This is a genomic window from Brevirhabdus pacifica, from assembly GCF_002797755.1.
In the GTDB taxonomy this organism is placed as follows: domain Bacteria; phylum Pseudomonadota; class Alphaproteobacteria; order Rhodobacterales; family Rhodobacteraceae; genus Brevirhabdus; species Brevirhabdus pacifica.
On the sequence record NZ_PGFI01000012.1, the window covers coordinates 374,840 to 399,771 of the forward strand.

Consider the following 24,932-nt stretch of genomic DNA (forward strand, 5'->3'; position numbering starts at 1 on the left):
GCAGACCAGAGGACGCCGCATGACCCGCATCGACGCCAAATTCGCCGAACTCCGCAAGGCGGGCCGCAAGGCCTTCGTCACCTATGTCATGGCCGGCGACCCCGATTACGAGCGGTCGCTCGAGGTGGTGCGCGGCCTGCCCGGCGCCGGCGTCGACATCATCGAACTGGGCCTGCCCTTCACCGATCCCATGGCCGACGGCGGCACCATCCAGCTGGCCGGTCAGCGCGCCCTCGAGGCGGGACAGACCCTGGCCCGCACCCTCGAGCTGGCCCACGCCTTCCGCGAGCAGGACGACACCACGCCCATCGTGCTGATGGGCTATTACAACCCGATCTATTCCCGCGGGGTCGAGCGGTTCCTGGCCGAGGCCAAGGAGGCCGGGATCGACGGGCTGATCGTCGTCGACCTGCCCCCCGAGGAGGATGACGAGCTTTGCATTCCGGCCCAGAAAGCGGGGTTGAACTTCATCCGCCTGGCCACCCCCACCACCGACGACAAGCGCCTGCCCAAGGTGCTGACCAACACCAGCGGTTTCGTCTACTACGTATCGATCACCGGCATCACCGGATCCGCCGCCGCCGAGGCGGGCGATGTCGGCCCCGAAGTCGCCCGCATCAAGGCCGCGACCGACCTTCCGGTGATCGTGGGCTTCGGCATCCGCACCCCCGAGGCGGCGGAGCGTATCGCCTCGGTCGCCGACGGCGCGGTCGTCGGCTCGGCCATCGTGGACCGTATCGGCAAGGGCGAGCCGACCGAGAAGGTCCTGGAATTCGTGGCAGGCCTGGCCGAGGGCGCCCACCGGGGCTGATCCCGCGCGCCGGGGCCCCACAGGCATCTGTCCCGCAAGGGGATCCGCCCCGTATACCGGCCTTGCCCCTGCATCCGCGGCCCGGGTGGCGCTTGCCTCGGACCGGGGCGATTGGTAATCCCACCTTACCAAACCCTGCGCAAAGGCCCGGCCCATGCCCGTCATCACCAATATCGAAGACCTCCGGCAGATCTATCAGCGGCGGGTGCCGCGGATGTTCTACGACTACACCCAGTCCGGCAGCTGGACCGAACAGACCTTCCGCGACAACACCAGCGACTTCGACAAGATCCGGCTGCGCCAGCGGGTGGCGGTCAACATGGAGAACCGCAACCTCTCCTCGACCATGATCGGACAGCCCGTCACCATGCCCGTGGCCCTGGCGCCGGTGGGGCTGACGGGGATGCAGCACGCCGACGGCGAAATCAAGGCCGCCCGCGCGGCCGAAAAATTCGGCGTGCCCTTCACCCTGACCACCATGTCGATCTGCTCGATCGAGGACGTGGCCGAACACACTTCCAAGCCTTTCTGGTTCCAGCTCTACGTCATGCGCGACACCGATTTCGTCAGCCGCATGATCCAGCGCGCCAAGGATGCCGGCTGCTCGGCGCTGGTGCTGACCCTGGACCTGCAGATCCTGGGCCAGCGGCACAAGGACCTCAAGAACGGCCTCTCGGCCCCGCCCAAACTGACCCCCTCCAGCATCGCGGACATGATGACCAAATGGAACTGGGGCATGGGCATGCTGGGAACCAAGCGGCGGTTCTTCGGCAATATCGTCGGCCACGCCAAGGGGGTCGAGGATGCCTCCTCGCTCTCGGCCTGGACGGCCGAGCAGTTCGACCCCGCGCTCGACTGGGACAAGGTCGCGCGGATCAAGGAGGAATGGGGTGGCAAGCTGATCCTCAAGGGCATCCTCGACGCCGATGACGCCCGCATGGCCGCCAAGGTCGGCGCCGACGCGATCGTGGTCTCGAACCACGGCGGCCGCCAGCTTGACGGCGCGATCAGCTCGATCCGCGCCCTGCCCGGAATCGTCGATGCCGTCGGCGACCAGGTCGAGATCCATCTCGACAGCGGCATCCGCTCGGGCCAGGACGTGCTGAAGGCACTGGCAATGGGCGCCAAGGGCACTTTCATCGGGCGCAGCTACATCTACGGGCTGGGCGCAATGGGCGAGGCCGGCGTCACCCGCGCGCTCGAGATCATCCGCACAGAGCTCGACACCACCATGGCCCTCTGCGGCCGCCGGGACGTGCGCGAACTGGACCGGGACATCCTGCTCGTGCCGCGCGATTTCGCCGGCGACTGGCAGGCCTGATCGACAGGCGTCTCTCGCGACGCCTTTGGCATGGGGCGCGCGCTCTTTCACTGTCGGGAAAATATCCCCGCCGGAGGCTCCAGGCCCCGGCGGCGGATGCCTCCGGCGGGGATACTTGGGCGACAATGAAGGGAGCAGCCGGCGCGCACGGAAGGCCCGTGGCGCGCCGGGGCGGATTGGACCTTTCCAAAAGCCGCGTTCTCTTCTATACGCGCGGCTTCACGCGGGCATACACCCTTGGAGGATGCCCGATAACCAAGGAGACAGACCCATGGCAGGAGAGATTCCTGATCTCACAGCTACGGTACGGACGGGGACAGGCAAGGGGGCCGCTCGTCAAGCTCGCCGCGAAGGCAACGTACCCGGTATCGTTTACGGCGGTGGCGCAGACCCCGTCGCGATCAACATTCCCTACAACGCGCTCTTCAAGCGCCTGAAGGCCGGTCGCTTCCTCTCGACCCTCTTCAACATGAAGCTTGAAGGCCACGACGACGTTCGCGTCATCTGCCGTGGCGTTCAGCGCGACACGGTCAAGGACCTGCCGACGCATGTCGACTTCATGCGCCTGCGCCGCACCTCGCGGATCGCCCTGTTCATCCCCGTCGAGATCGAGGGCGAGGAGGTGTCGCCCGGCATCAAGAAGGGTGGCGTTCTGACCATGGTCCGTCCCGAGGTCGAGCTGGTGTGCACCGCCGGCGAGATTCCCGAGAAGATCGTGGCCTCGATCGCGGACATGCAGATCGGCGACACGCTGACCATCTCGTCGATCACCCTGCCCGACGGTACGCGGCCGACCATCGACCGCGATTTCGTCATCGCCAACATCCAGGCGCCCAGCGGCCTGGCTTCGCAGAACGATGACGAAGAGGAAGAGGTGGATGCGGACGAGGTTCCCGCCACCGAGCAATCCGAGGAGTGACGAATCGGATTTGCCGCGCGGCAAACCGCATTTCGGGAAACGGGGCCTTCTGGCCCCGTTTTTTTTGCGAGCGGGGCACCTTAAAAATAAAGCAAAAACGCGTTTGCGTTTTTGCATGACCTAACGTTAACCCGCGCGTCAATTGACGGAGCAACTACCGGCTGGTAGATATTGGGGTGTAACGAGTGTGATGTGTAAAGGGGCGCCGCCACGCGGACCCCGAAGCGGGTACTACCTATCTTGAACGCCCTTCGGGGCGTTCTTTTTTTTGCCCGGACGGTTTTTTGCGCGCGGCAAATAATTGCGGTTATGACGTACCGTCACAGGGGGCGGATGATTGACCCCACAACCATTCTCGCGCTATCCGAAAGTAGTAACGAGTGTGATGTGTAACCGAGGGCCCGATTTCCGGATCAGTCCCTCAACAGCGGGTACTGCCTACTTTGAACGCCCCCTTCCCGGGGCGTTCTTTTTTTGCGCCGGCGGGCCTTTGCGAAGCGGTCCCCTCCTCTGGCAATCCGGACCCGATCCGGAGCATACTCACCCCAGGCCCACGTGGGGTCGCCGCGAGCAAGGGAGAACATCGGTGCGTCTATTCGTAGGTCTCGGAAATCCCGGCGCCAAGTATGCCGCCAACCGCCACAACATCGGCTGGATGGCGGTGGAGCGCATCGCGGAGGATCACGGCTTCGCCCCCTGGCGCGCAAAGTTTCAGGGCGAGATGACCGAGGGGCGGCTGGGCGCGGAGAAGGTCGTCCTGCTCAAGCCGGGCACGTTCATGAACCTCTCGGGCCAGTCGGTCGGGGAGGCGATGCGCTTTTTCAAGCTGAGCCCCGAGGACATCGTTGTCTTCCACGACGAGATCGACCTCGCCCCCGGCAAGCTGCGCTGCAAGACGGGCGGCGGGCATGCGGGCCACAATGGGCTGCGCTCGCTCCATCAGCACGTGGGGCCCGATTATCATCGCGTCCGGATGGGCGTCGGTCACCCCGGCCACAAGGACCGGGTGCCGGGATACGTGCTGTCGGATTTCGCCAAGGCCGAAGCCGGTTGGCTGGACGACATGCTGCGCGGCGTGAGCGACGGCGCTCCGGCCCTGGCCGAGGGGGATACGGGTGCCTTCACGAACGCCGTAGCACGCCGCCTGGCGCCGCCGCGTCCCTCGACAGGGACCAAGGGCCCTGCTGCCGCCAAACAGGCTCCCAAGACCACGGGCGACGCAGCTGCCGCCCCCGGGGCGCGCCCGGTCAAAGCCGCCCCCCCTGCCCCCGACAAGGAGGACGCGGCGCCTGCCCCGCGCTCTGCGCTGCAACGGCTGGCCGACAAGTTCCGCTGAGCGGAGAAGGAGAGTTCCGATGGAGAAGACCACCCCCGTGAACGTGCTGGGCGGGCCGCTCGCGCCCTGCTCCCATCAGCCCCGGACCGGGTTCTTCCGGGACGGCCATTGCAACACCTGCGCCGAGGATACCGGCAGCCACACGGTCTGCGCGGTGATGACGGACGAGTTCCTGGCCTATTCGAAATATGTCGGCAACGATCTGACCACCCCTCGGCCCGAGTTCGGGTTCGCCGGCCTGCGGGAAGGGGACCGCTGGTGCCTTTGCGCCGCGCGCTTCCGCCAGGCGGCGGAGGAAGGGCTGGGCCCGCGCGTGGATCTGGAGGCCACCCATGCCCGTGCCCTGGACCTGGTGCCGCTGTCGCTGCTGAAATCCCATGCCGAGGCGCCGGAAGAGCCGTAGGCGCGCGCGGCTCCGGGTTGGCTGACGGGGGGGCAGGGACAGGCCCCAAGGTCCCCGACGGCGCTAGCCTCGGCAAGGGCCGCCCCGGGATTTGGCGGCAGGATCAGGAGGCGGAAGCCGCCTCTGTCCGGGAGGGGGTTTCGTCGGGGGCGTTCGAAAGGCTCGCGTCGCTCACCATCTCGTCCAGGAAATGGCTCATCAGCGCGACCCGTCCGCCCAGGCCCGACTTGCGGAAAACGGCGTTGGACTGGGATTTCACCGTGCCCTCGCTCTTGCCGGTCAGGCCGGCAATCTCGCCGTTGGAATAGCCCTTGATCGCGAACAGCGCGACCTCGCGCTCGGCCGGGGTAAGATCCCAGCGGCGGAACTCGGCCTCCAGCAGCTCGTGGAAGGCGCCGCGGGCCAGCATCAGGCCCTGCTCCATGGCCTGGGACCGGCGGACTACCCGGCGCAGCAGGAAGACGTTGATGACGATGCTCAGCACCAGCCCGGCGCCGGCGGCGATCTGCACCAGCTCGAACAGGGTGTAGCTGGACGGGGTGCTGCGCAGGCCCGTCAGGTCCATCACGAAAAAGCCGATGAAGAAGGCGGCACAGGCGAATTGCACCGCCATCACCAGAAGGATCATCGCCGTCGAGGAGGGCATGCCGCCCCTGTTCGTCATCCGTCCCGCGCCCCTGTTGTCGTCCTGTAACCGGGCGACCTTATCCCAGGCGCGATCCGGATCGAAAGGGCGGATCCGCAGGGATCCGCCCGAAAGTCTTGCATTGGGTGCGAATGCGATCAATTGCCGATCCCGAGGCCGCCGCCCAGGCCGCCGCCGACATCGCCGCCAGCGCTGCCGCCGCCGCCCGACGACCCGCCCGACGACGACCCGCCGACGGAGCCACCGACCGAAGCGTCGACCGAGGCATCAACCGACACGCCGACCGAGCCGTTATCGACACCCGAGGTGTTGCCCGAGGCGTTCCCGGCCGAGTTGCCGGCGCGGGCGCCGCTGGAGGTCGCGCCCTGAATGGCCGAGCCCAGCGACAGGCCGAAGGCGCCGCCCTGGCTTGCGTTGCCACGGGCCTGCTTGGCGGCGGTGCCGGTAGCGCCGGCCTCGGCCTTGGCGCTGCCTTCCTTGGGCATGATGATGTCACGCAGGATTTCACCGGTGCGCTGGTGGATCACCACCTCGCGGACGTGGCCCGAGGTCTCGGCGCGGACCAGGTTGCGGCCCAGCAGGGTGCGGCGGCGCTCGGTGATGACGTAGCCGCGGCTGCGAAGCTCGGCCTCGACCAGGGCGGCACCGCGTGCCTGAACGCTTTGGTAGGCGTCGATGCGCTGTGTCGCCTGACCCGAGGCCGAGGCGCCGCCTTCGACTGCGGGGGCGGCCATGAGGCCGGTGCCGCTGACCAGAGCGATGGCGGTGGCGACGGTGACGGGCTTGAGTTTCGCGGTGGGGTTCATGTGCTCGTATTCCTTTTAGACGTTGTCCCGGGGGTTAAGTGCGCCCCGCGTCGAAGGGGGGATATGGGTGGGGGGATCGACGCAGGGCGCTGGGAACGAGATCACCAACACCACACGATTCGCCCCGCCGCTATCCAACCCGAGGGGGGAAACCGCCCCCATGAACCGCAGGTTTAGTGGCATAAACCAAAGGAAAGGGGCGCATGAACCCCAGTTCATGCGCCCCAGTGCATTGATTTTACTGTGACTTTTGCCGAAAGGTCAGTCCGACGGGCCCATATTCACGTCCAGCGCCTTCGCCACGGTGAAGATATCCTTGTCGCCCCGACCGCAGAGATTCATGCAGATCAGGTGATCGGCGGGCAGCTCGGGCGCGATTTTCATCACGTGGGCCAGGGCGTGGCTGGGTTCGAGCGCGGGAATGATTCCCTCCAACTCGCAGCAAAGCTGGAATGCCTTGAGTGCTTCGACATCGGTGATGGCCACGTATTCCGCCCGCTTGGTGTCGTGCAGCCAGGAGTGCTCGGGCCCGATCCCGGGGTAGTCGAGACCCGCCGAAATCGAATAGCCCTCGAGGATCTGACCGTCGTCATCCTGAAGCAGGTAGGTGCGGTTGCCATGCAGAACGCCCGGACGCCCGCCGGTCAGCGAGGCACAATGCTCCATCTTGGCGTTGACGCCCTTGCCGCCGGCCTCGACCCCGATGATCCGCACATCCTTGTCGTCAAGGAACGGGTAGAACAGACCCATCGCGTTCGAACCCCCGCCGATCGCCGCGATCAGCGTGTCGGGCAGACGGCCCTCGGCGGCCATCATCTGCTCGCGCGCTTCCTTGCCGATGATGGCCTGAAAATCGCGGACCATCGCCGGATAGGGGTGCGGGCCTGCGACGGTGCCGATGCAGTAGAACGTGTCACGCACGTTGGTCACCCAGTCGCGCAGCGCGTCGTTCATCGCGTCCTTCAGCGTGCCGCGGCCCGAGGTGACGGGCACGACCTCGGCCCCCAGCAGCTTCATGCGGAAGACGTTGGGCGCCTGACGCTCGACATCATGGGCACCCATGTAGACCACGCATTTCAGACCGAACTTGGCGCAGACGGTCGCGGTGGCGACGCCGTGCTGCCCGGCTCCGGTCTCGGCGATGATCCGGGTCTTGCCCATGCGCCGCGCCAGAATGATCTGGCCCAGCACGTTGTTGATCTTGTGGGCGCCAGTGTGGTTCAGCTCGTCGCGCTTGAGGTAGATCTTGGCGCCGCCCAGATGCTTGGTCAGACGCTCGGCATAGTAAAGCGGGCTGGGACGGCCGACATAGTTCGTCCACAGGTCGTTCATCTCGTCCCAGAAGCTCTGGTCCGTCTTGGCATGCTCATACTGCTCTTCCAACTCAAGGATCAGCGGCATGAGCGTTTCGGACACGAAGCGGCCGCCGAAATCGCCGAACCGGCCTTTCTCGTCGGGGCCGTTCATGAACGAGTTGATGATATCTTCAGGCATGGCTCTCTCCTCGAGCTGCGGCGGCAAACGCGGCCATCTTGGCAGCATCCTTTTGACCGGGGGCGGATTCGACCCCCGATGATACATCTATCTGGCGTGCCCCGGTCCGCGCGATCGCCTCTGCGACATTGGCGACATCAAGTCCACCGGCCAGCATCCAGGGCCCGCGCCAATCGCGGCCCTCGATCAGGCGCCAGTCGAATTTCAGGCCGTTGCCCCCGGGCAGGACCGCGTCGCGGGGCGGACGGGCATCAATCAGAAGCTGGTCGGCCACGCCCTCGTAACGTTCGATCGCCTCAAGGTCCGCGGCATCGGCGACGCCGATTGCCTTCATCACCGGCAAGCCGTGCCGCGCGCGCAGCTCGGCCACGCGCTCGGGCGTCTCGTGCCCGTGCAGCTGGATCATGTCCAGCGGCACCTGCTGCACGATGCGATCAAGGGTGGCGTCGTCGGGATCGACCGTCAGCGCCACCTTGGCGATGCCGGCGGGGACGGCCAGCGCAAGGGCACGGGCCTCGTCCACGCTGACGGCGCGGGGCGAGCGGTCAAAGAAGACAAAGCCGACATAGGTCGCGCCGGCGGCAACGGCGACGGCGATATCGGCCTCGGTCCTCAGTCCACAGAATTTGATGCGGGGGTCAGCGCTTGTCATGCAGGGGCTTTACCCCTTGCGCGCCCCATTCTCAAGCAGCGCCAGCACTTCGTCCTGGTGGGCACCTGTGCTTTGGCGCAGACGCTCGTTCTCGCGCTCAAGCTTTTCGGCGCGGCGGCGACGGCTGGAAGCGGCGGCGCGATATTTGTATTCGCGCGCCCATTCCCAGAAAAAGCCGATGAAAAGCCCGACCAGCACGAAGCCCAGGATCACGATGAACAGGGGCAGGTTGATCGAAGCGTTGAAGCCCAGAAGATCGGCCATCTCCTCGGGCAGGAGGCGCAGCGCAACCATCCCCCGGTTGGCCAGCGCCACCATGAGCAGCACGATCCCGATGAGGGCCAGAAACGCAAATTTGATATAGTGCATGGGTAAGTCAGTCCGCCTTGCCGTTCAGACGATCCCGCAGCAGCTTGCCGGTCTTGAAGAACGGAACATATTTCTCTTCGACCTCAACGCTCTCGCCGGTGCGCGGGTTCCGCCCGATCCGGGCATCGCGCTTTTTCACCGAGAACGCCCCGAAACCGCGCAGCTCGACCCGGTCGCCCGAGGCCATGGCGTTGATGATCTCTTCGAAGAGGGTGTTCACGATACGCTCAACATCGCGTTGATATAGATGCGGGTTCTCATCAGCGATGATTTGGATGAGTTCTGAACGGATCATGTCGTCCCCCGGTATTGTTATGCGCAGGCAATAGGGCCCCGCGGTCCCATTTCGCAGAACTATAGGAAAGATCTGAGCAATTAGGAATTATAAAGGCGATGAGCCATCGGTTTTCCAAGCGTTTTCTCTGCTGCGGGCAAGGATTTGCCAGAGGACACGCCGGAAATCGCAGACTTGTCGGCTTCCTGCCGCCGGGCTGCCATCGCGCCGGATGACCGCCACAATCGATTCGTGAACGAAAAAGGGCGGCCCCGGAAACCAGAGCCGCCCCAATCAGCGTCGCAACCTGAGTTACGCTATCAGTTGTCGTCGCCCTTCAGAGCAGCGCCCAGGATGTCGCCCAGCGACGCACCGGCGTCCGAGGAGCCATACTGTTCAACCGCCTCTTTCTCTTCGGCGATCTCGCGTGCCTTGATCGACAGGCCCAGACGGCGCGACTTGGGATCGACGTTGGTGACGCGAACGTCGACCTTGTCGCCCACGCCGAAACGCTCGGGGCGCTGCTCGGCACGGTCACGGCTGAGGTCCGAGCGGCGGATGAAGGACTTGGCGCCCTCATACTCGACCTCGATGCCGCCGTCTTCGATGGCGGTGACTTCAACGGTGATGATCGAGCCGCGCTTGACGCCCTCGACAGCACCCGAGAAGCTGTTGTCCAGTGCCTTGACCGACAGCGAGATACGCTCTTTCTCGACGTCCACTTCGGTAACGATGGCCTTGACCATGTCGCCCTTGCGGTAGTCGCCGATCACGTCCTCGCCACGACCTTCCCAAGTCAGGTCCGACAGGTGAACCATGCCGTCGATGTCGTTCTCGAGGCCGATGAACAGACCGAATTCGGTGATGTTCTTGACCTCGCCCTCGACCTCGGTGCCCACGGGGTGGGTTTCGGCGAAGACTTCCCACGGGTTGCGCATGGTCTGCTTGAGACCCAGCGAAACGCGACGCTTGGCGGTGTCGATCTCCAGCACCATGACTTCGACTTCCTGAGAGGTCGAGACGATCTTGCCGGGATGGACGTTCTTCTTGGTCCAGGACATCTCGCTGACGTGAACCAGACCCTCGACGCCGGGCTCCAGCTCGACGAACGCACCGTAGTCGGTGATGTTGGTCACGCGGCCGGTGTGGACCGAGTTCAGCGGGTACTTGCCTTCGACGGCGTTCCACGGATCGTCCTGAAGCTGCTTCATGCCCAGGCTGATACGGTGGGTTTCCTTGTTGATCTTGATGACCTGAACCTTGACGGTTTCGCCGATCGCCAGGATCTCGTTGGGGTGGTTCACACGGCGCCAAGCCATGTCGGTGACGTGCAGCAGACCGTCAACACCGCCCAGGTCGACGAATGCGCCGTACTCGGTGATGTTCTTGACCACGCCGTCAACGGCGTCGCCCTCGGTCAGCTTGCCGATGACCTCGGCGCGCTGCTCGGCACGGGATTCTTCCAGGATGGCGCGGCGCGACACGACGATGTTGCCACGGCGACGGTCCATTTTCAGGATCTGGAAGGGCTGCTTCATACCCATCAGCGGGCCGGCGTCGCGCACGGGGCGGACATCGACTTGGCTGCCGGGCAGGAACGCAACAGCGCCGCCCAGATCGACGGTGAAGCCACCCTTGACGCGGCCGAAGATCGCGCCTTCGACGCGGGCGTCGTCGGCATAGGCCTTCTCGAGCTTGTCCCAGGCTTCCTCGCGGCGGGCCTTGTCACGGCTGATCGAGGCTTCGCCACGGGCGTTCTCGACGCGGTCCAGATAGACCTCGACTTCGTCGCCCACGGAAATCTCGGGGGCCTCGCCGGGGTTTGCGAATTCCTTGAGATCGACGCGGCCTTCCATCTTGTAGCCTACGTCGATGATGGCCTGGCCCGCCTCGATAGCGATGACCTTGCCCTTGACAACCGAACCCTCGTCCGGAGTGTCCATTTCGAAGCTTTCGTTCAGGAGGGCTTCGAATTCCTCCATGGATGCTTTAGCGCACATATACGTATCGGTCCTTTTTCAATCGATATTCCGGCCGCGCGGTTGTCTCCGCGGGTCTTGGGTTTCCATTGGTCGAAAGGGCACAATGACGAAGGGCCGGTGAAAACCGACCCTGCCCCTGTGCCCGTGCGCGGCTGTTTCCGCCGCTTCGACAGGGGCGCGTATACCCCTGTCGGGCGAAGGGATCAAGGGCTTAGCGCCCCGGCACGACGCGGGGCGGCGTGCGGTGATGGCTGGCGCGTGCCGCAGGGGAAGGCCCGATGCCGCGCCCGGGACGGCGCGGCTGCCCGGCTCAGTCCGTGCCGGGGGTGCCACGGCGCCCGAGGGCGGCATCGACCTCGGCCACGGCGCGGGCGACGGCGGCCTCGATGTCCAGCTCGCTGGTGTCGATGGCGACGGCGTCGCGGGCCGGGCGCAGGGGGGCATCGGCGCGCTCGCGGTCGCGCATGTCGCGGGCCTCGACATCCGCCAGGACCTGCTCGTAGGCCCCCTCGTAGCCGCCGGCGCACAGCTCGTCGAAGCGGCGGCGGGCGCGAATGTCGGCCCGGGCGGTCACGAACAGCTTCACCTCGGCGCGCGGGCAGATCACCGTGCCGATGTCGCGCCCGTCCAGCACGGCGCCGCCCTCACGCCGGGCGAAATCACGCTGAAAGGCGACAAGCGCCGCGCGCACCGCCGGCAGGGCCGCGATGCGGCTGGCGGCCTGTGCCACCTCGGGGCTGCGCAGACCGTCGGCCTCAAGGTCGGCGGGGCGCAGGGCGCGGGCGGCGGCGACGGGATCCTCGCCCGCCATCACCCGGCGGCCGGTGGCGCGGTAAAGCAGGCCGGTATCCAAGTGGGCCAGGCCGAACCGCTCGGCCACGGCCCGCGAGATCGTGCCCTTGCCCGCCGCCGCGGGCCCGTCGATGGCAACCGTGAAACGCATGGGCCTATTCCTTTCGGCCAAGGACGCGGCGGGCGCCCGGCATTGCCGGCTGGGCGTGGGCGATCGGACCGGGTGCCGCGATCATGCGCCCTGCCCCCCGGCGTCGGCGCCACCCCGGCGCAGGTCGGCGCCCAGGTCGCGCATCAGCGTCTCGAAGATCGGGAAGCTGGTGACCACGGGGCCAGCGTCATCGACCGCAACGGGCTGGCGCGCGGCCATGCCGAGGCAGAGGAACGACATGGCGATCCGGTGATCCAGGCGGGTGGCGGCCGTGGCCCCGCCGGGCACGCCGCCCGGGCCCATGCCATGCACCACCATGCGCGCGGGCCCCTCTTCGATGCGCACGCCGCAGGCCTCGAGGCCACGAGCCATGGCGTCGATACGGTCGCATTCCTTGACGCGCAGCTCCTCGACCCCGTCCATCACGGTCTCGCCCTCGGCAAAGGACGCGACCACCGACAGGATCGGGTATTCGTCGATCATCGAGGCGGCGCGGGCGGGCGGCACCGCGATGCCCTTCATGTCGGGCGAGTAGCGGGCGCGCAGGTCGGCCACCGGCTCCCCCCCCTCTTCGCGCATGTTCTCGAAGGTGAGATCCGCGCCCATCTCCTGCAGGGTCGTGAAGAGGCCCGCGCGGGTCGGGTTGAGGCCGATATTGGGCACCAGCACGTCCGAGCCCTCGGTTATGAGAGCGGCGCAGACGGGGAAAGCCGCCGAGGAGGGATCGCGCGGCACGGCGATATCCTGGGCCCGCAACTCGGGCCGACCGCGCAGTGTGATGACATGCTCGCTCCCCTGCCCGTCCTCGGCCGGCCGCTCGACGGTCTCGATCTCGGCGCCGAAGCCGGCCAGCATCCGCTCGGTGTGGTCGCGGGTGGGCACGCGTTCGATCACGACCGTCTCGCCGGGGGCGTTGAGCCCGGCCAGCAGAACGGCTGATTTCACCTGGGCCGAGGCCACGGGAAGGCGATAGGTGACGGGCACAGGCTCGGCCGCGCCGACCAGCGTCATCGGCAGCCGCCCGCCCTCGCGGCCATAGGCCCGCGCCCCGAACAGCGCCAGCGGATCGGTGACCCGCCCCATGGGACGCTTGTTGAGCGAGGCATCGCCCGTGAAACTCGCGGTCACCGGCGTGGTGGCCATGGCCCCCATCACCAGCCGCACCCCGGTGCCCGAGTTGCCGCAGTCGATGACCTGCGAAGGCTCGGCAAAGCCGCCGACGCCAACCCCGTGCACCGACCAGCTGCCGCCGCCGTGGTTCTCGACCTGGGCGCCGAAAGCCGCCATGGCTGCCGCCGTGTCGAGCACGTCCTGCCCCTCGAGAAGGCCGGTGATGCGCGTCTCTCCGACCGAGAGCGCGCCGAGGATCAGGGACCGGTGCGAGATCGACTTGTCGCCGGGCACGTCGGCCTGACCCCTGAGCGGGCCCGCGCGGCGCGCGTGCATTGGAACTGGCTGACCATGTGCCGACATCGAAGGCCCCTCTTTGCGATCCTGAATGGGATGCTTAGCCAATGGTCCGGGCGGGGTCCACCGTCAAAGACCGCGCGGGGCACAGCGGCCCCCGCCCGGTGCCCGGGGCGGCACAGGGCCGGACAGGTGCGGATGCCTCCGGCGGGGATATTTTCGCGACAATGAAAGGCGGGCGCGCCTCAGGTCCGGCGGAAGGTCAGGTAATGGGGCGTGCGCCCTTCGCGCAGGGCCTTCTGCTCGTAGCGGGTGGGGATCCAGTCGGCCCAGGGCTGACGCCAATCCTCGGGGCCTTCGGCCAGCCATTCGAAGCCGGCGCGGGGCACTTCGAGCAGAGTCTGGCGGACGTAATCCTCGATGTCGGTGGCGACCCGCAGGATCGCGCCCCGGGGCATCAGCCGGGCGAGCGGTTCGAGATGCTCGGGCGTGACGAAGCGGCGGCGGTGGTGGCGCGCCTTGGGCCAGGGGTCGGGGTAGAGCAGGAAGGCGCGCTGGACGGATCCCTCGGGGAGCACGTCGAAGAGGTCGCGCGCATCGCCAGGGTGGATCGCAAGGTTCTCGACCCCGGCGCGACGGATCTTGCCCAGCAGCATGGCGACGCCGTTGACGTAGGGCTCGGCGCCGATGATGCCGACATCGGGGTTGGAGGCGGCCTGGTGGACGAGATGCTCGCCACCTCCGAAGCCGATTTCGAGCCAGAGGGGGCGGTCGCCGAAGAGGGCCTTGAGATCGAGGGGCCGGCGGTCGGGGTTGACGTCCCAGTCGACAGCGCCGGGGGAGAGTTTCGCCAGATCCTCGTCCAGATAGGTCTTCTGGCTGTCGCGCAGGCCCTTGCCCTTGCGCCGGCCGTAGAAGTTGCGCCACGGCGCGCCCGAGGGTGAGGTCCGGTCGGTCATGTCAATTCTGCCCTGTCATCTGCGAACCGGGCCTTTAGCATGGCCGGGGCGGGCGCCGTCAAGGGCGGCCGGCGGCGCGGGGCAGCATTGCGAAAGAAGAAGGCGGGCGGCCCTGTCCCGGACCGCCCGCCTTCCTGATCTTTTGCCGGCCTGGGGCCGGGGTCGTGGCTCGGGTCCCGTCAGACGGCGGCTTTCAGCGCCTCGGCCAGGTCGCGGCGTTCCCAGGAGAAGCCGCCATCCGCCTCGGGGGCGCGGCCGAAATGGCCGTAGGCCGCGGTGCGCTGATAGATGGGACGGTTGAGGCCCAGATGCTCGCGAATGCCACGGGGGGTGAGGTCCATGACCTCGTTCACCGCCTTCTCGATCCGGGATTCGTCAACCTCGCCCGTGCCGTGGGTGTCGGCGTAGATCGACAGGGGCCGGGCGACGCCGATGGCATAGGAAAGCTGGATGGTGCAGCGGCGGGCAAGCCCGGCCGAAACCACATTCTTGGCCAGGTAGCGCGCGGCATAGGCGGCCGAGCGGTCGACCTTGGTGGGATCCTTGCCCGAGAAGGCGCCGCCGCCGTGGGGCGCGGCACCGCCGTAAGTGTCGACGATGATCTTGCGCCCGGTCAGGCCCGCGTCGCCATCGGGGCCGCCGATGACGAACTTGCCGGTGGGGTTGACCCACCACTCGGTCTCGTCGCTCAGCCAGCCCTCGGGCAGAACTTCGGTGATGTAGGGCTCGACAATGGCGCGGACATCGGCAGAGCTGAGGTCCGGGTCCATGTGCTGGGTCGAAAGCACCAGTGAGGTTACGCCGACGGGGCGGCCGTTCTCGTAGCGCACGGTCAGCTGGGACTTGGCATCGGGGCCCAGGGCGGGCTCGGCGCCGCTTTTGCGCACCTCGGCCAGACGCCGCAGGATGGCGTGGCTGTAGTGGATCGGGGCGGGCATCAGCTCTTCGGTCTCGTCGATGGCATAGCCGAACATCAGGCCCTGGTCGCCGGCGCCCTCTTCCTTGTCATTGGAGGAATCGACGCCTTGGGCGATATGGGCCGACTGTTCGTGCAGCAGGTTGTCGACGGTCAGGGTCTTCCAGTGGAAGGCGTCCTGCTCGTAGCCGATGTCGCGCACGCAGTCGCGGGCGATCTGCTCGATCCGGCCAAGGTATTCCTTGAGCTTGCTCTTGTCCGACAGGCCCACCTCGCCGCCGATGACCACGCGGTTGGTGGTGGCGAAGGTCTCGCAGGCGACGCGCGCTTCGGGTTCCTGGTCGAGGAAGGCGTCAAGGACGGCGTCGGAAATGCGGTCGCAGACCTTGTCCGGGTGGCCCTCGGAAACGGATTCCGAAGTGAAGATATAGTTCTGTCGGGACATTGAAAAAGTGCTCCATTGGGTTTCACCGCCACGTCAGGAAGCCGTTGTGGCGGAACAGATGCCGGAATATGGGGCTAGAGGCTCCGCGTCAACGTGAAAGGCGACGCCAGAGCAGCAGCCCTCCAAGCAGCAGATAGGCCGGCACCATCGGCCAGTCGCCGCTTTTGCCATAGGTCGTCTCGTCCGGGGCGGCAGGCGGCAGGCGCTGATCGAGGAATCCCTGCGCGCCCAGCGGCAGAGAGGCCAGCACCCGGCCGCGCGCGTCGATCACCGCGCTGACGCCGGTATTGGCGACGCGCACCATCGGCAGGCGCCGCTCGATCGCGCGGATCCGGGCCTGGGCCAGGTGCTGATAGGGGCCGGTGAAGCGGCCGAACCAGCCATCGTTCGTGACCTGGAGGATCCAGTCGGGGCGCGGCCCGCCGGTGCGCAGATCGTCGGGAAAGACGGCCTCGTAACAGATGAGCGGCAGGGCGCGGCCCAGCTTGCCCAGACGCAGGCTGGTCGGGCCGGGACCGGGGCTGAACCCCTGCTCGGCCACCTGCGCCAGGCCCCGGATGCCCAGGCGCGACAGCCAGCTGCCGAAGGGCACGTATTCCCCGAAGGGGACCAGATGCTGCTTGTCGTAGCGGGCGCCCAGCTCGCCCGAAGGCGAGAGGACGCCCAGCGAGTTGTAGAACCGGCCCGCCTCGCGCCGCTGGTAGCCAAGGGCAACGGGCACGCCGCCGGCGGCGTCGACGATGGTGCGGCGCAGTTGCTCGGACCCTTCCAGGTCGTAGGCGATCGCGGTCTCGGGCCAGATCACCAGGTCGGGACGGGGGGCGCGCGGATCCTGGGGCGCGGCGGCGCTGAGTTCGATCAGCCGGTCGAAGAAGACGGGGATCCACTCGGGGTCCCATTTGCGGCGCTGGGTGGCGTTGGGCTGGACCAGGCGCACGATCGGGCTGTTGGCGGTGAGGGTGGTCCCGGTCACGGGTTCGGCCCCGACCCACATGCCCGCGCCGACCAGCGCCGGCAGCAGCAGAAGCGTCGGCCCCAGGGCCGCGCGCGAGCTGGCGCGCGCCGCGGTCACGGGGGCCGCCAGCGCCAGCAGCGTCGCCAGCGTCAGCCCGTGGGGACCGATCAGCGAGACCAGCTGCATCGGCGCCGTGTCCAGCCAGATGTAGGAAATGGCATTCCAGGGAAAGCCCGTCATCGCATAGGCGCGGAAAAGCTCGACCGCGCCCAGGCAGACCGCAAGCCCCACCGGCCCCGCCTTCAGCCAGGCGGCCGCCCGGAAGGCCACCGCCCAGATCAGGCCAAGCCCCAGCGCCAGGAGGATCAGGGCAAAGGGGGCCATCCAGCCGTGGCGGGCGATGTCGACCAGGAAAGGCTCGACGATCCAGGTCAGCGACAGGCCGAAATAGGACGCACCGAAGGTCAGACCGTCGCGCAGGGGACGGCGGGCGGAGAAGATCGCGAAGATGCCGACCAGTCCCAGCAGCGCCAGAGGCCAGAGCCCGAAAGGTGCCTGGCCGGCGGCCAGTGCCGCACCACAGAGCACCAGGAAGATCGGACGGCGCCAGCGGGTCCAGCCCCGGCGCGCCCTCGGGGGCGCGGTGTCGACCCGCGTGGCGCTGTTGCTCGCATCGCGGCGGGGAGGACGGCCCGGGTCGGGGATGATCGTCCATTCCGACCCGTCCGAGGGGTCGGTGGGGTCAGTGGGGTCGGAGTCTTCCAACGGCTCGAGCCGCTCATCGGGTGCGAAAGGGGGTGGGTCGCCCGCCTCGGGCGCCACCTCGGGGGTAACGGTGTCGGTGGGAGGCGCGTCGATTGACGCCCCCTGCCCTTCGGCTCCGGGCGCGGCCTCGGAAATATCGGGCGCGCCCGGGTTAGCTCCCCGGGTGCCGCTGCTGCTGGGCCCCTGGCCGTCGCTCACGCCGCGCCGTCTTCCAACGCGCCGGGAAGCCGGACGCGCAGCCGTTTCAGGCGGCGGGGATCGGCATCGACGACCTCGAACTCGGCGCCAGTGGGATGGGGAACCATCTCGCCGCGCACGGGAACCCGGCCGGTCATCATGAAGACCAGCCCGCCCAGCGTGTCGACATCCTCGTCGGCCTCGGGGCTGCCCAGCTTGACGCCGATCTCGGCCTCGAACTCGTCGAGCGGTGCGCGGGCATCGACGACGTAGCCGCCCTGCTTGTCGCGGCGCCAGAGCGGCCCCTCGGTCAGGTCGTGCTCATCCTCGATCTCGCCGATCACGGTCTCGATCAGATCCTCGATCGTGACCAGCCCGTCGACCCCGCCGTATTCGTCGATGACAAGGGCCATGTGGATCCGCTCGGACTGCATCTTTTGAAGCAGCACACCCGTGCCCATCGAGGGCGGCGCGTAGAGCAGCGGCCGCAGCATGGCCTTGAGCGAGAATTTGGTGCCATTGGCGCTGAACCCGTGGCGCAGGGCCAGGTCCTTGAGGTGAACAAAGCCCATCGGCGTGTCCAGCGTGCCCTTGTAGACCGGCAGGCGGGTGAAGCCGCTTTCGCGGAACACGTCGACCAGTTCTTCCTTCTTGATGGTGTTGGGGACCGCCACGATCTCGACCTTGGGAATGGCCACATCCTCGACCCGCATCCGGCGCAGGTTCAGTATGCCCATGCTGTCGGTGGCATGCGGGTCCGCGTTTTCCTTCTCGCGGTCGCCCTCGGCCCCGTCATCGCCCGTGTCCGAGCCGGAAATCGTTGATACGAAACGCTGCCAGAGGCCACGCTGTTCGGTATCGCTGTCGTCATCCTGCGCGCTCAGCGCTGCGCTAGAAGAGCCGTCGGTCTGGTCGCCCATCTCATCCTTGTCCAAATTTCACCGGCCTCTCAGGCCGTCTGGCCTGAATATGGATCAGGCACACCCAGGGAAACAAGTATTTCCCGCTCGAGACGTTCCATCACTGCGGCATCTTCGTCCGTCTCGTGGTCATAGCCCAGCAGGTGCAACGTCGCATGCGCCAGCAGGTGCAGCAGGTGGTTTTCCAGCGGTTTGCCCTGTTCCTCGGCCTCGCGCAGGCAGGTGTCATAGGCGATGGCGATGTCACCTAACGCGCCGTCGAACATCGGTTCGGGGGGCGGCGGAATGGCGCCGGGGCTTTCGGGGGCCAGATCCTCGGCCGGCCAGCTCAGCACGTTGGTGGGTGCGGGCTTGCCCCGAAACTCCTCGTTCAGAACGGCGATGCGCGCGTCATCACAGCCCAGCAGGCTGATCTCGAATTCCTCGGGATCCAGGTCGAGATGCGTCAGCACGGCGCCGGCGGCGCGGGCGGCCAGATCCTCAAGCCCCAGTGCGCACCAGCGGTCGTCCTCGATCAGGGCGTCAACCGGCGTCGGTGTCGGTAGCATCATAAGCTTCGATGATCCGGGCCACGAGCGGGTGGCGAACCACGTCCTTGGCGCTGAAATAGTTGAAGGCGATGCGGTCGATGCCGCCCAGCCGCCGCTCGGCGTCGGCAAGGCCCGACTGGACGCCACGCGGCAGGTCGACCTGGGTGCGGTCGCCGGTGATGACCATCCGCGAACCCTCGCCAAGGCGGGTCAGGAACATCTTCATCTGCATCGACGTGGCGTTCTGCGCCTCGTCCAGCACCACGAAGGCGTTGGACAGGGTGCGGCCGCGCATGAAGGCCAGCGGCGCGATCTCGACCCGCTTCTCCTCGATCATCTTGGCCAGCTGCTTGCCGGGCAGGAAATCGTTCAGCGCGTCGTAGAGCGGCTGCATGTAGGGATCGACCTTGTCCTTCATGTCGCCGGGCAGGTAGCCCAGCTTCTCGCCGGCCTCCACAGCCGGGCGCGACAGGATGATCCGGTCGACATGGCCGCCGATGAACATGTTCACCGCCGCGGCCACCGCGATATAGGTCTTGCCGGTGCCGGCGGGGCCGATGCCGAAGACAAGCTCGTTGTCGAAAAGCGCACGGGCATAGGCCTTCTGTGCCGCCGTGCGCGGTTCGACCGACTTCTTGCGCGTCTTGATCTCGATCTCGCCGCCCTTGAACATCTCAAGCTGATCGCCGTCGCGGGACTGGCTGTCGCTTTCGGCGCCCATGCGGATCATGGCGTCGATCACGCCCACATCCACCGCCTTGCCGCTTTCCAGCCGCTGGTAGAGGCCGCGAAGCACCTCGAGCGCCTTGGCGCGCGCGGCGGGTTCGCCGGCGACCTCAAGTTGGTTGCCCCGGCGCACGACCTGCACGCCGAGCGCGGTTTCAAGATGCGCGAGATGACTGTCGAATTCGCCGCAAAGCTCGATCAGAAGGCGATTGTCCGGGAACTCGAGCCGAGGCGTGTCGGCCTGATCCTGAGGGGGTTCGGGGGTCAGGGTGTCGATTCCCAATGCCTGCTCCGTGCGGTTGGCGTGTCAGGCAATGGTGCCCTGCTTCGCGCCCCGCCGCAAGCCGTCCTATGCGCCGCGGGGCAGTTCCTTGCCAATGGGCGGCGCCGCCCTTCCCCGGCCCTGCCCCGCCCGCACCTTCCGGAACGCAAGAACCCCGCCGGTTGCCCGGCGGGGTCCTCAAGATGCGCGGCCTGTCGGTCGCGATCAGATCTGGTCGGCGACCGGGCTGCCCGACTTGAACTTGCCGATGGCGGTGTTGGCCGGCGCGGCGCCCGAGCAGACGGGCTTGCCGTACTTGTCCAGCCGCTGCGACAGGTAGCCCTCGAACCCGTCGTCGATGATCCAGTGGTCGCAGCCATGGGGATCGATCCAGATCCCGGCCTGCAGCTGGCTGAGGTCCTTGGAGTCCACGAAGCGGTCGACGGTCTTGTTCTGCTTCGAGACGCAGCCGGCGAGGCTGGCGGCGACAAGGACGAGCACGGTGCCTTTAACGATACGCATTTGTCTCATCCTCTCAGCGAATGCACATGATTTCGACGCGGCGGTTCTGGGCGCGCCCCTGCACCGTCGCGTTGGTTGCCTTGGGCATCCGCTCGCCGAAGCTGCGGATATCTGCAATGCGGGCGCCGACCGACTGGCCGACGGCAGCAGCGGCGCGGGCCCGGTTCAGGCCCAGGCGCATGTTGTAGGCGTCGCTGGCCCGGCTGTCGGTGTGGCCGACCACCACGTAGGCGCTGGCCTTGGCGGACCGGAAGAAACTCGCCAGCTTGGAACGACCCGCCGCATTGAGCCGGTAGCTGTCGGTGGCGAAATGCTGGTCGGTGTTCAGCACCATGCAGGCGTTGCCCCGGTTGCAGACCGGAATGCCGTCGCGGGTGACGTTGGGGGTCATGTACCCCTCGGCCCCGTCGTCCATCACCCAGTGCTGGCAACCGTCGGGATCGACCCAGATTGTCGGCTTGTAGCGCTCGCCGTCGACGACCTTGGCGCGGCCGTTCGCGGTCGCGACGGTGCGGTGGGTATGACGGCCGATGGACGCATCCTCGTGGGCCGTTGCGGCCGAGGCGGGCAGCAGGACCGCAATCGTCGCCGCGGCCAGCACCCCCCCCGTGGATGCGCCGATGGCGGAAAACATCTTATTCAGCACAGCGAAAATTCCTTTGCCAAACCATTGGGAAAGACCACCCAACCCTCCCCCCGGAGGTCGCGGCCCATTGCGGAAAAGTTTAGCGGTTTTCGTGCCAAAGTGAAGGTATTTCTGCCTTGTATAGTTGCTGATCGGGAAACATCACCGCCCGTTCGCGCCCATTGTCCGCACCCCGGCCAAGTTTTTGCCACATTCCTGATTTTTCAGGAATTTCAGATCAGTTCACCGGCCAGCGAATTGCTGGTGCTTTCCACGATTCTGACGCGCCGCACCTGGCCGATCAGGTCCTGCGGACCGGGCACGTGGACGGCGTGGAGGTAATCGGACTTGCCGACGATCTGGCCGGGCATCCGGCCGGGTTTCTCGAACAGGACGCCGACCTCGCGGCCGACCATCGCCTGCTGGACCGCCTTCTGCTGGCGCTCAAGCAGGGCCTGGAGGCGGCGCAGACGCTCGGTTGCGACCGCGTCGTCGACATGGCCGGCACGCTCGGCGGCGGGGGTGCCGGGACGGGGCGAGTATTTGAACGAATAGGCCTGCCCGTAGTTGACCGCCTCGATCAGGGCGAGGGTCTGCTCGAAATCCTCGTCGGTCTCGCCGGGGAAGCCGACGATGAAGTCGCCCGACAGCATGATGTCGGGCCGGCGCGCGCGGATGCGGGCGATCAGGTCCAGGTATTGCCGGGCGGTATGCTTGCGGTTCATCGCCTTCAGGATCCGGTCCGATCCGGACTGAACCGGCAGGTGCAGATAGGGCATCAGCTTGTCGCAATCGGCATGGGCCTGGATCAGATCATCGGCCATGTCGTTGGGATGGGACGTGGTATAGCGGATCCGTTCCAGCCCCTCGATCGCGGCCAGGCCGCGGGCCAGGTCGGCCAGCGACCAGGGGCCTTCCCCCTCGGGGGCGGCGCCGTGGTAGGCATTGACGTTCTGGCCCAGCAGCGTCACCTCGCGCACCCCGCGCGAAACCAGATCGCGGGCCTCCGACAGGATGCGGGCGGCGGGGCGCGAAACCTCGGCACCCCGGGTGTAGGGCACGACGCAGAAGGCGCAGAACTTGTCGCACCCCTCCTGCACCGTCAGAAAGGCCGAGGGGCCGCGCGCGGCCCGGGGCCGTTTCTGCAGCGTCTCGAATTTGTCTTCCTCGGGGAAATCGGTGTCGAGGGCCTTGTGCCCCTCGGCGACACGGGCCTCCATCTGTGGCAGGCGATGGTAGCTTTGGGGGCCGACAACCAGATCGACCAGCGGCTGCCGGCGCATGATCTCCTCGCCCTCGGCCTGGGCGACGCAGCCGGTGACACCGATCTTCAGGTCAGGCCGCTCGGCCTTCAGGGGCTTGAGGCGGCCCAGTTCGGAATAGACCTTCTCGGCGGCCTTCTCGCGGATGTGGCAGGTGTTGAGAAGGATCATGTCCGCGTCATCGGCCCGGTCGGTGGCGACATAGCCCGCCCCGCCCAGCGCCTCGGCCATGCGCTCGCTGTCGTATACGTTCATCTGGCACCCGTAGGTCTTGATGAAAAGCTTCTTGGCCTCGCCCATGATCCGGCTCCCGTGGTAATCAGATCGGGGGCATACACCAAAGCGGGGCGACACCGCAACGTGGGCGCGCCGGGCGGGGCGCCTCACAGGCACGCCCGGGCACAGCGCAGCCACGAGGCTTGAAATGCGCCCGCGCCTGGCCCATTCAGGAACAAGCTGAACATCGGGACCCCGCATGCCGCACCGCGATCTGAACGCCTTCCTGTCCTCGCCGCGCCTCGAGCGGGAAAAAGGGCCGCTGTGCATGATCTTCGTCGAGGATCTGGTCGAGGTGGACAGCACCATCCGCCACCACCTGGACCTGGGCTTTCAGCGCCCCCTGGTCTTCGCCCCGCCGGAACTGAAGCTGCCCCGCCACCTCGAGGAGGAGGTCGAGCGCATCGGCTACAATTTCGCGCTGGAGACCCCGTTCCAGGTCATCAACCGGATCATCGCCGATGCGCCGGGGATCTGGATGTATTACTGCTACAACTCGGAATACCTGTTTTTTCCCTATTGCGAGACGCGCAGCGCCCGCGAGATGCTGATCTTCAACACCGAAGAGCGGCGGGACTCGGTGCTGTGCTACACGCTGGACCTCTATGCCTCGGACCTGGGCAGCAACGAGACGGCGGTCTCGCTTGAGGATGCCCATCTCGACAAGTCGGGCTATTACGCGCTGGCGCGCCCGGATCCGGACAATCACGGCTATCCCAAGGAACGTCAGCTTGATTTCTTCGGAGGTCTGCGCTGGCGCTTCGAGGAGCATATCCCCGTGGCCAAGCGCAAGATCGACCGCATCGCGCTCTTCCGGTCAAAACCCGGCCTGGCCCTTTTAGAGAACCACACGTTCAACATAGAGGAATACAACACATTCGCCTGCCCGTGGCACAACAACCTGACGGCGGCGATCTGTTCGTTCCGGACAGCCAAGGCGTTGAAGCTGAACCCGGGCAGCACTTTCGATATCTATGATTTCACCTGGTACAACTCGACCAGGTTCGAATGGAACTCACAGCAGCTGCTGGATCTTGGCCTGATCGAACCCGGCCAGTGGTTCTGAGCGCGGCGTCCGGCCGGGCCTGGGGGACGAAACCCCGGCTCAGGCCTTGCGCAGGCGGATCACCACATCGACCCGCGCGATCTCGGCTCCCTCGGGGGCCTGGGGCAGGCGCGTGATTTCCAGCGCGTTGGCCGGGGCGTCGACCAGGGCGCCGGTATCTTCCCAGAAGAAATGCGGATGGTTGTCCATGCGGGTGTCGAAATAGGATTTCGACCCCTCGACCGCGACCTCCTGCATCAGGCCGGCGTCGCAGAAGGCCCGCAGCGTGTTGTAGACGGTCGCCAGCGACACGCTTTCGCCCGCGCGCTCACATGCCGCATAAAGACTTTCGGCGGTGACATGCCGATCCTTGCCGTCGCCCACCAGAAGCGCGGCCAACGCCCGGCGCTGCCGTGTCGGGCGCAAACCGCCCGCGCGGAGCCATGCGGTTCCCAGTTCAATCGCTTCGGATGTCATTTTCACCGTCCGGGTTAAAAGCCGTCCTTGATGCCACATATAAGGCCTCGGACCCGGCGTATTCAAATCTTTTCAAGCGAGGGGGGCAGGTCAGCGCACTTGCCCTGCAAGTTGACGCGATGCTAGAGGGATCGACGAACGAGCGGTTTTCACGAGGCAGGACATAATGGCCGACTACCCCAGACAATTCGACAAGGACGGGTTGCTTGCCTGCGCGCGCGGCGAGCTTTTCGGCGAGGGCAACCCCCAGCTGCCGGAACCGCCGATGCTGATGATGGACCGCGTGACGGACATCAGCGCCGATGGCGGCCTGCACGGCAAGGGCCACGTCGTGGCCGAGTTCGACATCGACCCCGACCTTTGGTTCTTCGCCTGCCATTTCCCCGGCGACCCGGTGATGCCCGGCTGTCTTGGCCTGGACGCGCTGTGGCAGCTGACCGGCTTCAACCTGGGCTGGCGCGGCATGCAGGGGCGCGGCCGCGCCCTGGGCGTGGGCGAGGTCAAGTTCACCGGCATGGTCACCCCCGAGACCAAGCTTGTCACTTATCACGTGGATTTCACCCGGGTCATCGACCGGCGGCTCAAGATGGGCATCGCCAACGGTCGCATGCTGGCCGACGGTGAAGAGATCTACACCACGGAAAACATGAAGGTCGGCCTGTTCCAGGATCAGGAAGGCTGACCGCTTGAACGCGAACAACCGCCCC

26 protein-coding genes and 1 riboswitch are annotated in these 24,932 nt (G+C 66.7%); of the genes, 7 read left to right on the forward strand and 19 right to left on the reverse strand.

The annotated features are described in order from the left end of the window. Positions 1–19: 19 nt before the first annotated feature. The 5 genes from trpA to CLV77_RS11270 all read left to right on the forward strand — a co-directional run bounded on the left by trpA (position 20) and on the right by CLV77_RS11270 (position 4,790). Positions 20–811, forward strand: coding sequence for a tryptophan synthase subunit alpha (gene trpA, locus CLV77_RS11250; RefSeq protein WP_076980485.1), 792 nt, complete (start codon positions 20–22; stop codon positions 809–811). A gap of 154 nt (positions 812–965) precedes the next feature. Next, complete coding sequence (locus CLV77_RS11255) at positions 966–2,132, forward strand: alpha-hydroxy acid oxidase (protein ID WP_076980484.1); 1,167 nt, start codon at positions 966–968, stop codon at positions 2,130–2,132. 271 nt (positions 2,133–2,403) lie between these two features. After that, entirely contained in the window at positions 2,404–3,051 is a 648-nt protein-coding gene (locus CLV77_RS11260; RefSeq protein ID WP_076980483.1) for a 50S ribosomal protein L25/general stress protein Ctc, read from the forward strand. 586 nt (positions 3,052–3,637) lie between these two features. Continuing rightward, entirely contained in the window at positions 3,638–4,387 is a 750-nt protein-coding gene (pth, locus tag CLV77_RS11265; protein WP_076980482.1) for an aminoacyl-tRNA hydrolase, read from the forward strand. Positions 4,388–4,406: 19 nt separating this feature from the next. Continuing rightward, complete coding sequence (locus tag CLV77_RS11270) at positions 4,407–4,790, forward strand: DUF2237 family protein (RefSeq protein ID WP_076980481.1); 384 nt, start codon at positions 4,407–4,409, stop codon at positions 4,788–4,790. 103 nt (positions 4,791–4,893) lie between these two features. Here the strand turns inward: CLV77_RS11270 and CLV77_RS11275 are convergent, their stop codons facing one another. The 18 genes from CLV77_RS11275 to miaB form a co-directional block, all read right to left on the reverse strand. Next, the gene (locus CLV77_RS11275; RefSeq protein ID WP_083707828.1) at positions 4,894–5,454 is read right to left on the reverse strand and encodes a helix-turn-helix transcriptional regulator; all 561 of its coding nucleotides are present in this window, start codon (positions 5,452–5,454) and stop codon (positions 4,894–4,896) included. 119 nt (positions 5,455–5,573) lie between these two features. Then, on the reverse strand, positions 5,574–6,242 hold the full coding sequence (locus CLV77_RS11280; RefSeq protein WP_076980480.1) for a hypothetical protein: 669 nt from the start codon (positions 6,240–6,242) through the stop codon (positions 5,574–5,576). 261 nt (positions 6,243–6,503) lie between these two features. Beyond that, positions 6,504–7,736 carry a tryptophan synthase subunit beta gene (gene trpB, locus CLV77_RS11285; protein WP_076980479.1) on the reverse strand — a complete coding sequence of 411 codons (1,233 nt, stop codon included), beginning with the start codon at positions 7,734–7,736 and terminating at the stop codon, positions 6,504–6,506. Next, on the reverse strand, positions 7,729–8,388 hold the full coding sequence (locus CLV77_RS11290; protein ID WP_076980478.1) for a phosphoribosylanthranilate isomerase: 660 nt from the start codon (positions 8,386–8,388) through the stop codon (positions 7,729–7,731). Before CLV77_RS11290 ends, trpB begins: the two co-directional genes overlap by 8 nt. A 9-nt stretch (positions 8,389–8,397) precedes the next feature. After that, positions 8,398–8,757: a lipopolysaccharide assembly protein LapA domain-containing protein gene (locus CLV77_RS11295; protein WP_076980477.1), complete on the reverse strand. Its 360-nt coding sequence runs from the start codon at positions 8,755–8,757 to the stop codon at positions 8,398–8,400. A gap of 7 nt (positions 8,758–8,764) precedes the next feature. Then, complete coding sequence (ihfB, locus tag CLV77_RS11300; RefSeq protein ID WP_076980476.1) at positions 8,765–9,052, reverse strand: integration host factor subunit beta; 288 nt, start codon at positions 9,050–9,052, stop codon at positions 8,765–8,767. A gap of 299 nt (positions 9,053–9,351) precedes the next feature. Further along, a complete protein-coding gene (gene rpsA, locus CLV77_RS11305) occupies positions 9,352–11,031 on the reverse strand; it encodes a 30S ribosomal protein S1 (protein WP_100053082.1) in 1,680 nt (559 codons plus the stop codon). A gap of 292 nt (positions 11,032–11,323) precedes the next feature. Continuing rightward, complete coding sequence (locus CLV77_RS11310) at positions 11,324–11,956, reverse strand: (d)CMP kinase (protein WP_076980474.1); 633 nt, start codon at positions 11,954–11,956, stop codon at positions 11,324–11,326. A gap of 81 nt (positions 11,957–12,037) precedes the next feature. Beyond that, complete coding sequence (gene aroA, locus CLV77_RS11315) at positions 12,038–13,429, reverse strand: 3-phosphoshikimate 1-carboxyvinyltransferase (protein ID WP_076980473.1); 1,392 nt, start codon at positions 13,427–13,429, stop codon at positions 12,038–12,040. Positions 13,430–13,608: 179 nt separating this feature from the next. Then, positions 13,609–14,322, reverse strand: coding sequence for a tRNA (guanine(46)-N(7))-methyltransferase TrmB (trmB, locus tag CLV77_RS11320; protein ID WP_076980472.1), 714 nt, complete (start codon positions 14,320–14,322; stop codon positions 13,609–13,611). 179 nt (positions 14,323–14,501) lie between these two features. After that, positions 14,502–15,683 carry a methionine adenosyltransferase gene (gene metK / locus CLV77_RS11325; protein WP_076980471.1) on the reverse strand — a complete coding sequence of 394 codons (1,182 nt, stop codon included), beginning with the start codon at positions 15,681–15,683 and terminating at the stop codon, positions 14,502–14,504. Between the two features lie 8 nt (positions 15,684–15,691). After that, positions 15,692–15,739: riboswitch (SAM-SAH riboswitch) on the reverse strand. A gap of 32 nt (positions 15,740–15,771) precedes the next feature. Next, the gene (gene lnt, locus CLV77_RS11330) at positions 15,772–17,601 is read right to left on the reverse strand and encodes an apolipoprotein N-acyltransferase (RefSeq protein ID WP_236860991.1); all 1,830 of its coding nucleotides are present in this window, start codon (positions 17,599–17,601) and stop codon (positions 15,772–15,774) included. Continuing rightward, positions 17,598–18,500, reverse strand: coding sequence for a transporter associated domain-containing protein (locus CLV77_RS11335; RefSeq protein ID WP_076980470.1), 903 nt, complete (start codon positions 18,498–18,500; stop codon positions 17,598–17,600). The genes lnt and CLV77_RS11335 overlap by 4 nt, the downstream gene beginning before the upstream one ends. 29 nt (positions 18,501–18,529) lie before the next feature. Then, entirely contained in the window at positions 18,530–19,048 is a 519-nt protein-coding gene (gene ybeY / locus CLV77_RS11340; RefSeq protein WP_076981161.1) for an rRNA maturation RNase YbeY, read from the reverse strand. Continuing rightward, complete coding sequence (locus CLV77_RS11345; RefSeq protein ID WP_076980469.1) at positions 19,023–20,039, reverse strand: PhoH family protein; 1,017 nt, start codon at positions 20,037–20,039, stop codon at positions 19,023–19,025. The genes ybeY and CLV77_RS11345 overlap by 26 nt, the downstream gene beginning before the upstream one ends. 204 nt (positions 20,040–20,243) lie before the next feature. Further along, a complete protein-coding gene (locus tag CLV77_RS11350; protein WP_076980468.1) occupies positions 20,244–20,540 on the reverse strand; it encodes a hypothetical protein in 297 nt (98 codons plus the stop codon). A gap of 13 nt (positions 20,541–20,553) precedes the next feature. Beyond that, on the reverse strand, positions 20,554–21,186 hold the full coding sequence (locus tag CLV77_RS11355) for an OmpA family protein (RefSeq protein WP_233128028.1): 633 nt from the start codon (positions 21,184–21,186) through the stop codon (positions 20,554–20,556). A gap of 212 nt (positions 21,187–21,398) precedes the next feature. Next, positions 21,399–22,727, reverse strand: a complete 1,329-nt coding sequence (miaB, locus tag CLV77_RS11360; protein WP_076980467.1) for a tRNA (N6-isopentenyl adenosine(37)-C2)-methylthiotransferase MiaB — start codon at positions 22,725–22,727, stop codon at positions 21,399–21,401. 175 nt (positions 22,728–22,902) lie between these two features. On the opposite strand from miaB, the gene CLV77_RS11365 reads away from it, so the two are divergent. After that, positions 22,903–23,769, forward strand: coding sequence for a hypothetical protein (locus tag CLV77_RS11365; protein WP_076980466.1), 867 nt, complete (start codon positions 22,903–22,905; stop codon positions 23,767–23,769). 39 nt (positions 23,770–23,808) lie between these two features. Here CLV77_RS11365 and irr read toward each other — a convergent pair whose 3' ends face one another. After that, the gene (irr, locus tag CLV77_RS11370) at positions 23,809–24,225 is read right to left on the reverse strand and encodes a Fur family transcriptional regulator Irr (RefSeq protein ID WP_076980465.1); all 417 of its coding nucleotides are present in this window, start codon (positions 24,223–24,225) and stop codon (positions 23,809–23,811) included. Positions 24,226–24,391: 166 nt separating this feature from the next. Between irr and fabA the strand changes: the two genes are divergently transcribed. Continuing rightward, positions 24,392–24,907: a bifunctional 3-hydroxydecanoyl-ACP dehydratase/trans-2-decenoyl-ACP isomerase gene (gene fabA, locus CLV77_RS11375; RefSeq protein ID WP_076980464.1), complete on the forward strand. Its 516-nt coding sequence runs from the start codon at positions 24,392–24,394 to the stop codon at positions 24,905–24,907. Positions 24,908–24,932 lie beyond the last annotated feature (25 nt).

Bases quoted from the DNA above. Each gene is read 5' to 3' on its own strand.
- trpA (WP_076980485.1), top strand. From the start codon at position 20: ATGACCCGCATCGACGCCAAATTCGCCGAACTCCGCAAGGCGGGCCGC.
- CLV77_RS11255 (WP_076980484.1), top strand. From the start codon at position 966: ATGCCCGTCATCACCAATATCGAAGACCTCCGGCAGATCTATCAGCGG.
- CLV77_RS11260 (WP_076980483.1), top strand. From the start codon at position 2,404: ATGGCAGGAGAGATTCCTGATCTCACAGCTACGGTACGGACGGGGACA.
- CLV77_RS11270 (WP_076980481.1), top strand. From the start codon at position 4,407: ATGGAGAAGACCACCCCCGTGAACGTGCTGGGCGGGCCGCTCGCGCCC.
- CLV77_RS11275 (WP_083707828.1), bottom strand. From the start codon at position 5,454: ATGACGAACAGGGGCGGCATGCCCTCCTCGACGGCGATGATCCTTCTG.
- CLV77_RS11280 (WP_076980480.1), bottom strand. From the start codon at position 6,242: ATGAACCCCACCGCGAAACTCAAGCCCGTCACCGTCGCCACCGCCATC.
- trpB (WP_076980479.1), bottom strand. From the start codon at position 7,736: ATGCCTGAAGATATCATCAACTCGTTCATGAACGGCCCCGACGAGAAA.
- CLV77_RS11290 (WP_076980478.1), bottom strand. From the start codon at position 8,388: ATGACAAGCGCTGACCCCCGCATCAAATTCTGTGGACTGAGGACCGAG.
- CLV77_RS11295 (WP_076980477.1), bottom strand. From the start codon at position 8,757: ATGCACTATATCAAATTTGCGTTTCTGGCCCTCATCGGGATCGTGCTG.
- ihfB (WP_076980476.1), bottom strand. From the start codon at position 9,052: ATGATCCGTTCAGAACTCATCCAAATCATCGCTGATGAGAACCCGCAT.
- rpsA (WP_100053082.1), bottom strand. From the start codon at position 11,031: ATGTGCGCTAAAGCATCCATGGAGGAATTCGAAGCCCTCCTGAACGAA.
- CLV77_RS11310 (WP_076980474.1), bottom strand. From the start codon at position 11,956: ATGCGTTTCACGGTTGCCATCGACGGGCCCGCGGCGGCGGGCAAGGGC.
- aroA (WP_076980473.1), bottom strand. From the start codon at position 13,429: ATGTCGGCACATGGTCAGCCAGTTCCAATGCACGCGCGCCGCGCGGGC.
- trmB (WP_076980472.1), bottom strand. From the start codon at position 14,322: ATGACCGACCGGACCTCACCCTCGGGCGCGCCGTGGCGCAACTTCTAC.
- metK (WP_076980471.1), bottom strand. From the start codon at position 15,683: ATGTCCCGACAGAACTATATCTTCACTTCGGAATCCGTTTCCGAGGGC.
- CLV77_RS11335 (WP_076980470.1), bottom strand. From the start codon at position 18,500: ATGGGCGACCAGACCGACGGCTCTTCTAGCGCAGCGCTGAGCGCGCAG.
- ybeY (WP_076981161.1), bottom strand. From the start codon at position 19,048: ATGCTACCGACACCGACGCCGGTTGACGCCCTGATCGAGGACGACCGC.
- CLV77_RS11350 (WP_076980468.1), bottom strand. From the start codon at position 20,540: ATGCGTATCGTTAAAGGCACCGTGCTCGTCCTTGTCGCCGCCAGCCTC.
- miaB (WP_076980467.1), bottom strand. From the start codon at position 22,727: ATGGGCGAGGCCAAGAAGCTTTTCATCAAGACCTACGGGTGCCAGATG.
- CLV77_RS11365 (WP_076980466.1), top strand. From the start codon at position 22,903: ATGCCGCACCGCGATCTGAACGCCTTCCTGTCCTCGCCGCGCCTCGAG.
- irr (WP_076980465.1), bottom strand. From the start codon at position 24,225: ATGACATCCGAAGCGATTGAACTGGGAACCGCATGGCTCCGCGCGGGC.
- fabA (WP_076980464.1), top strand. From the start codon at position 24,392: ATGGCCGACTACCCCAGACAATTCGACAAGGACGGGTTGCTTGCCTGC.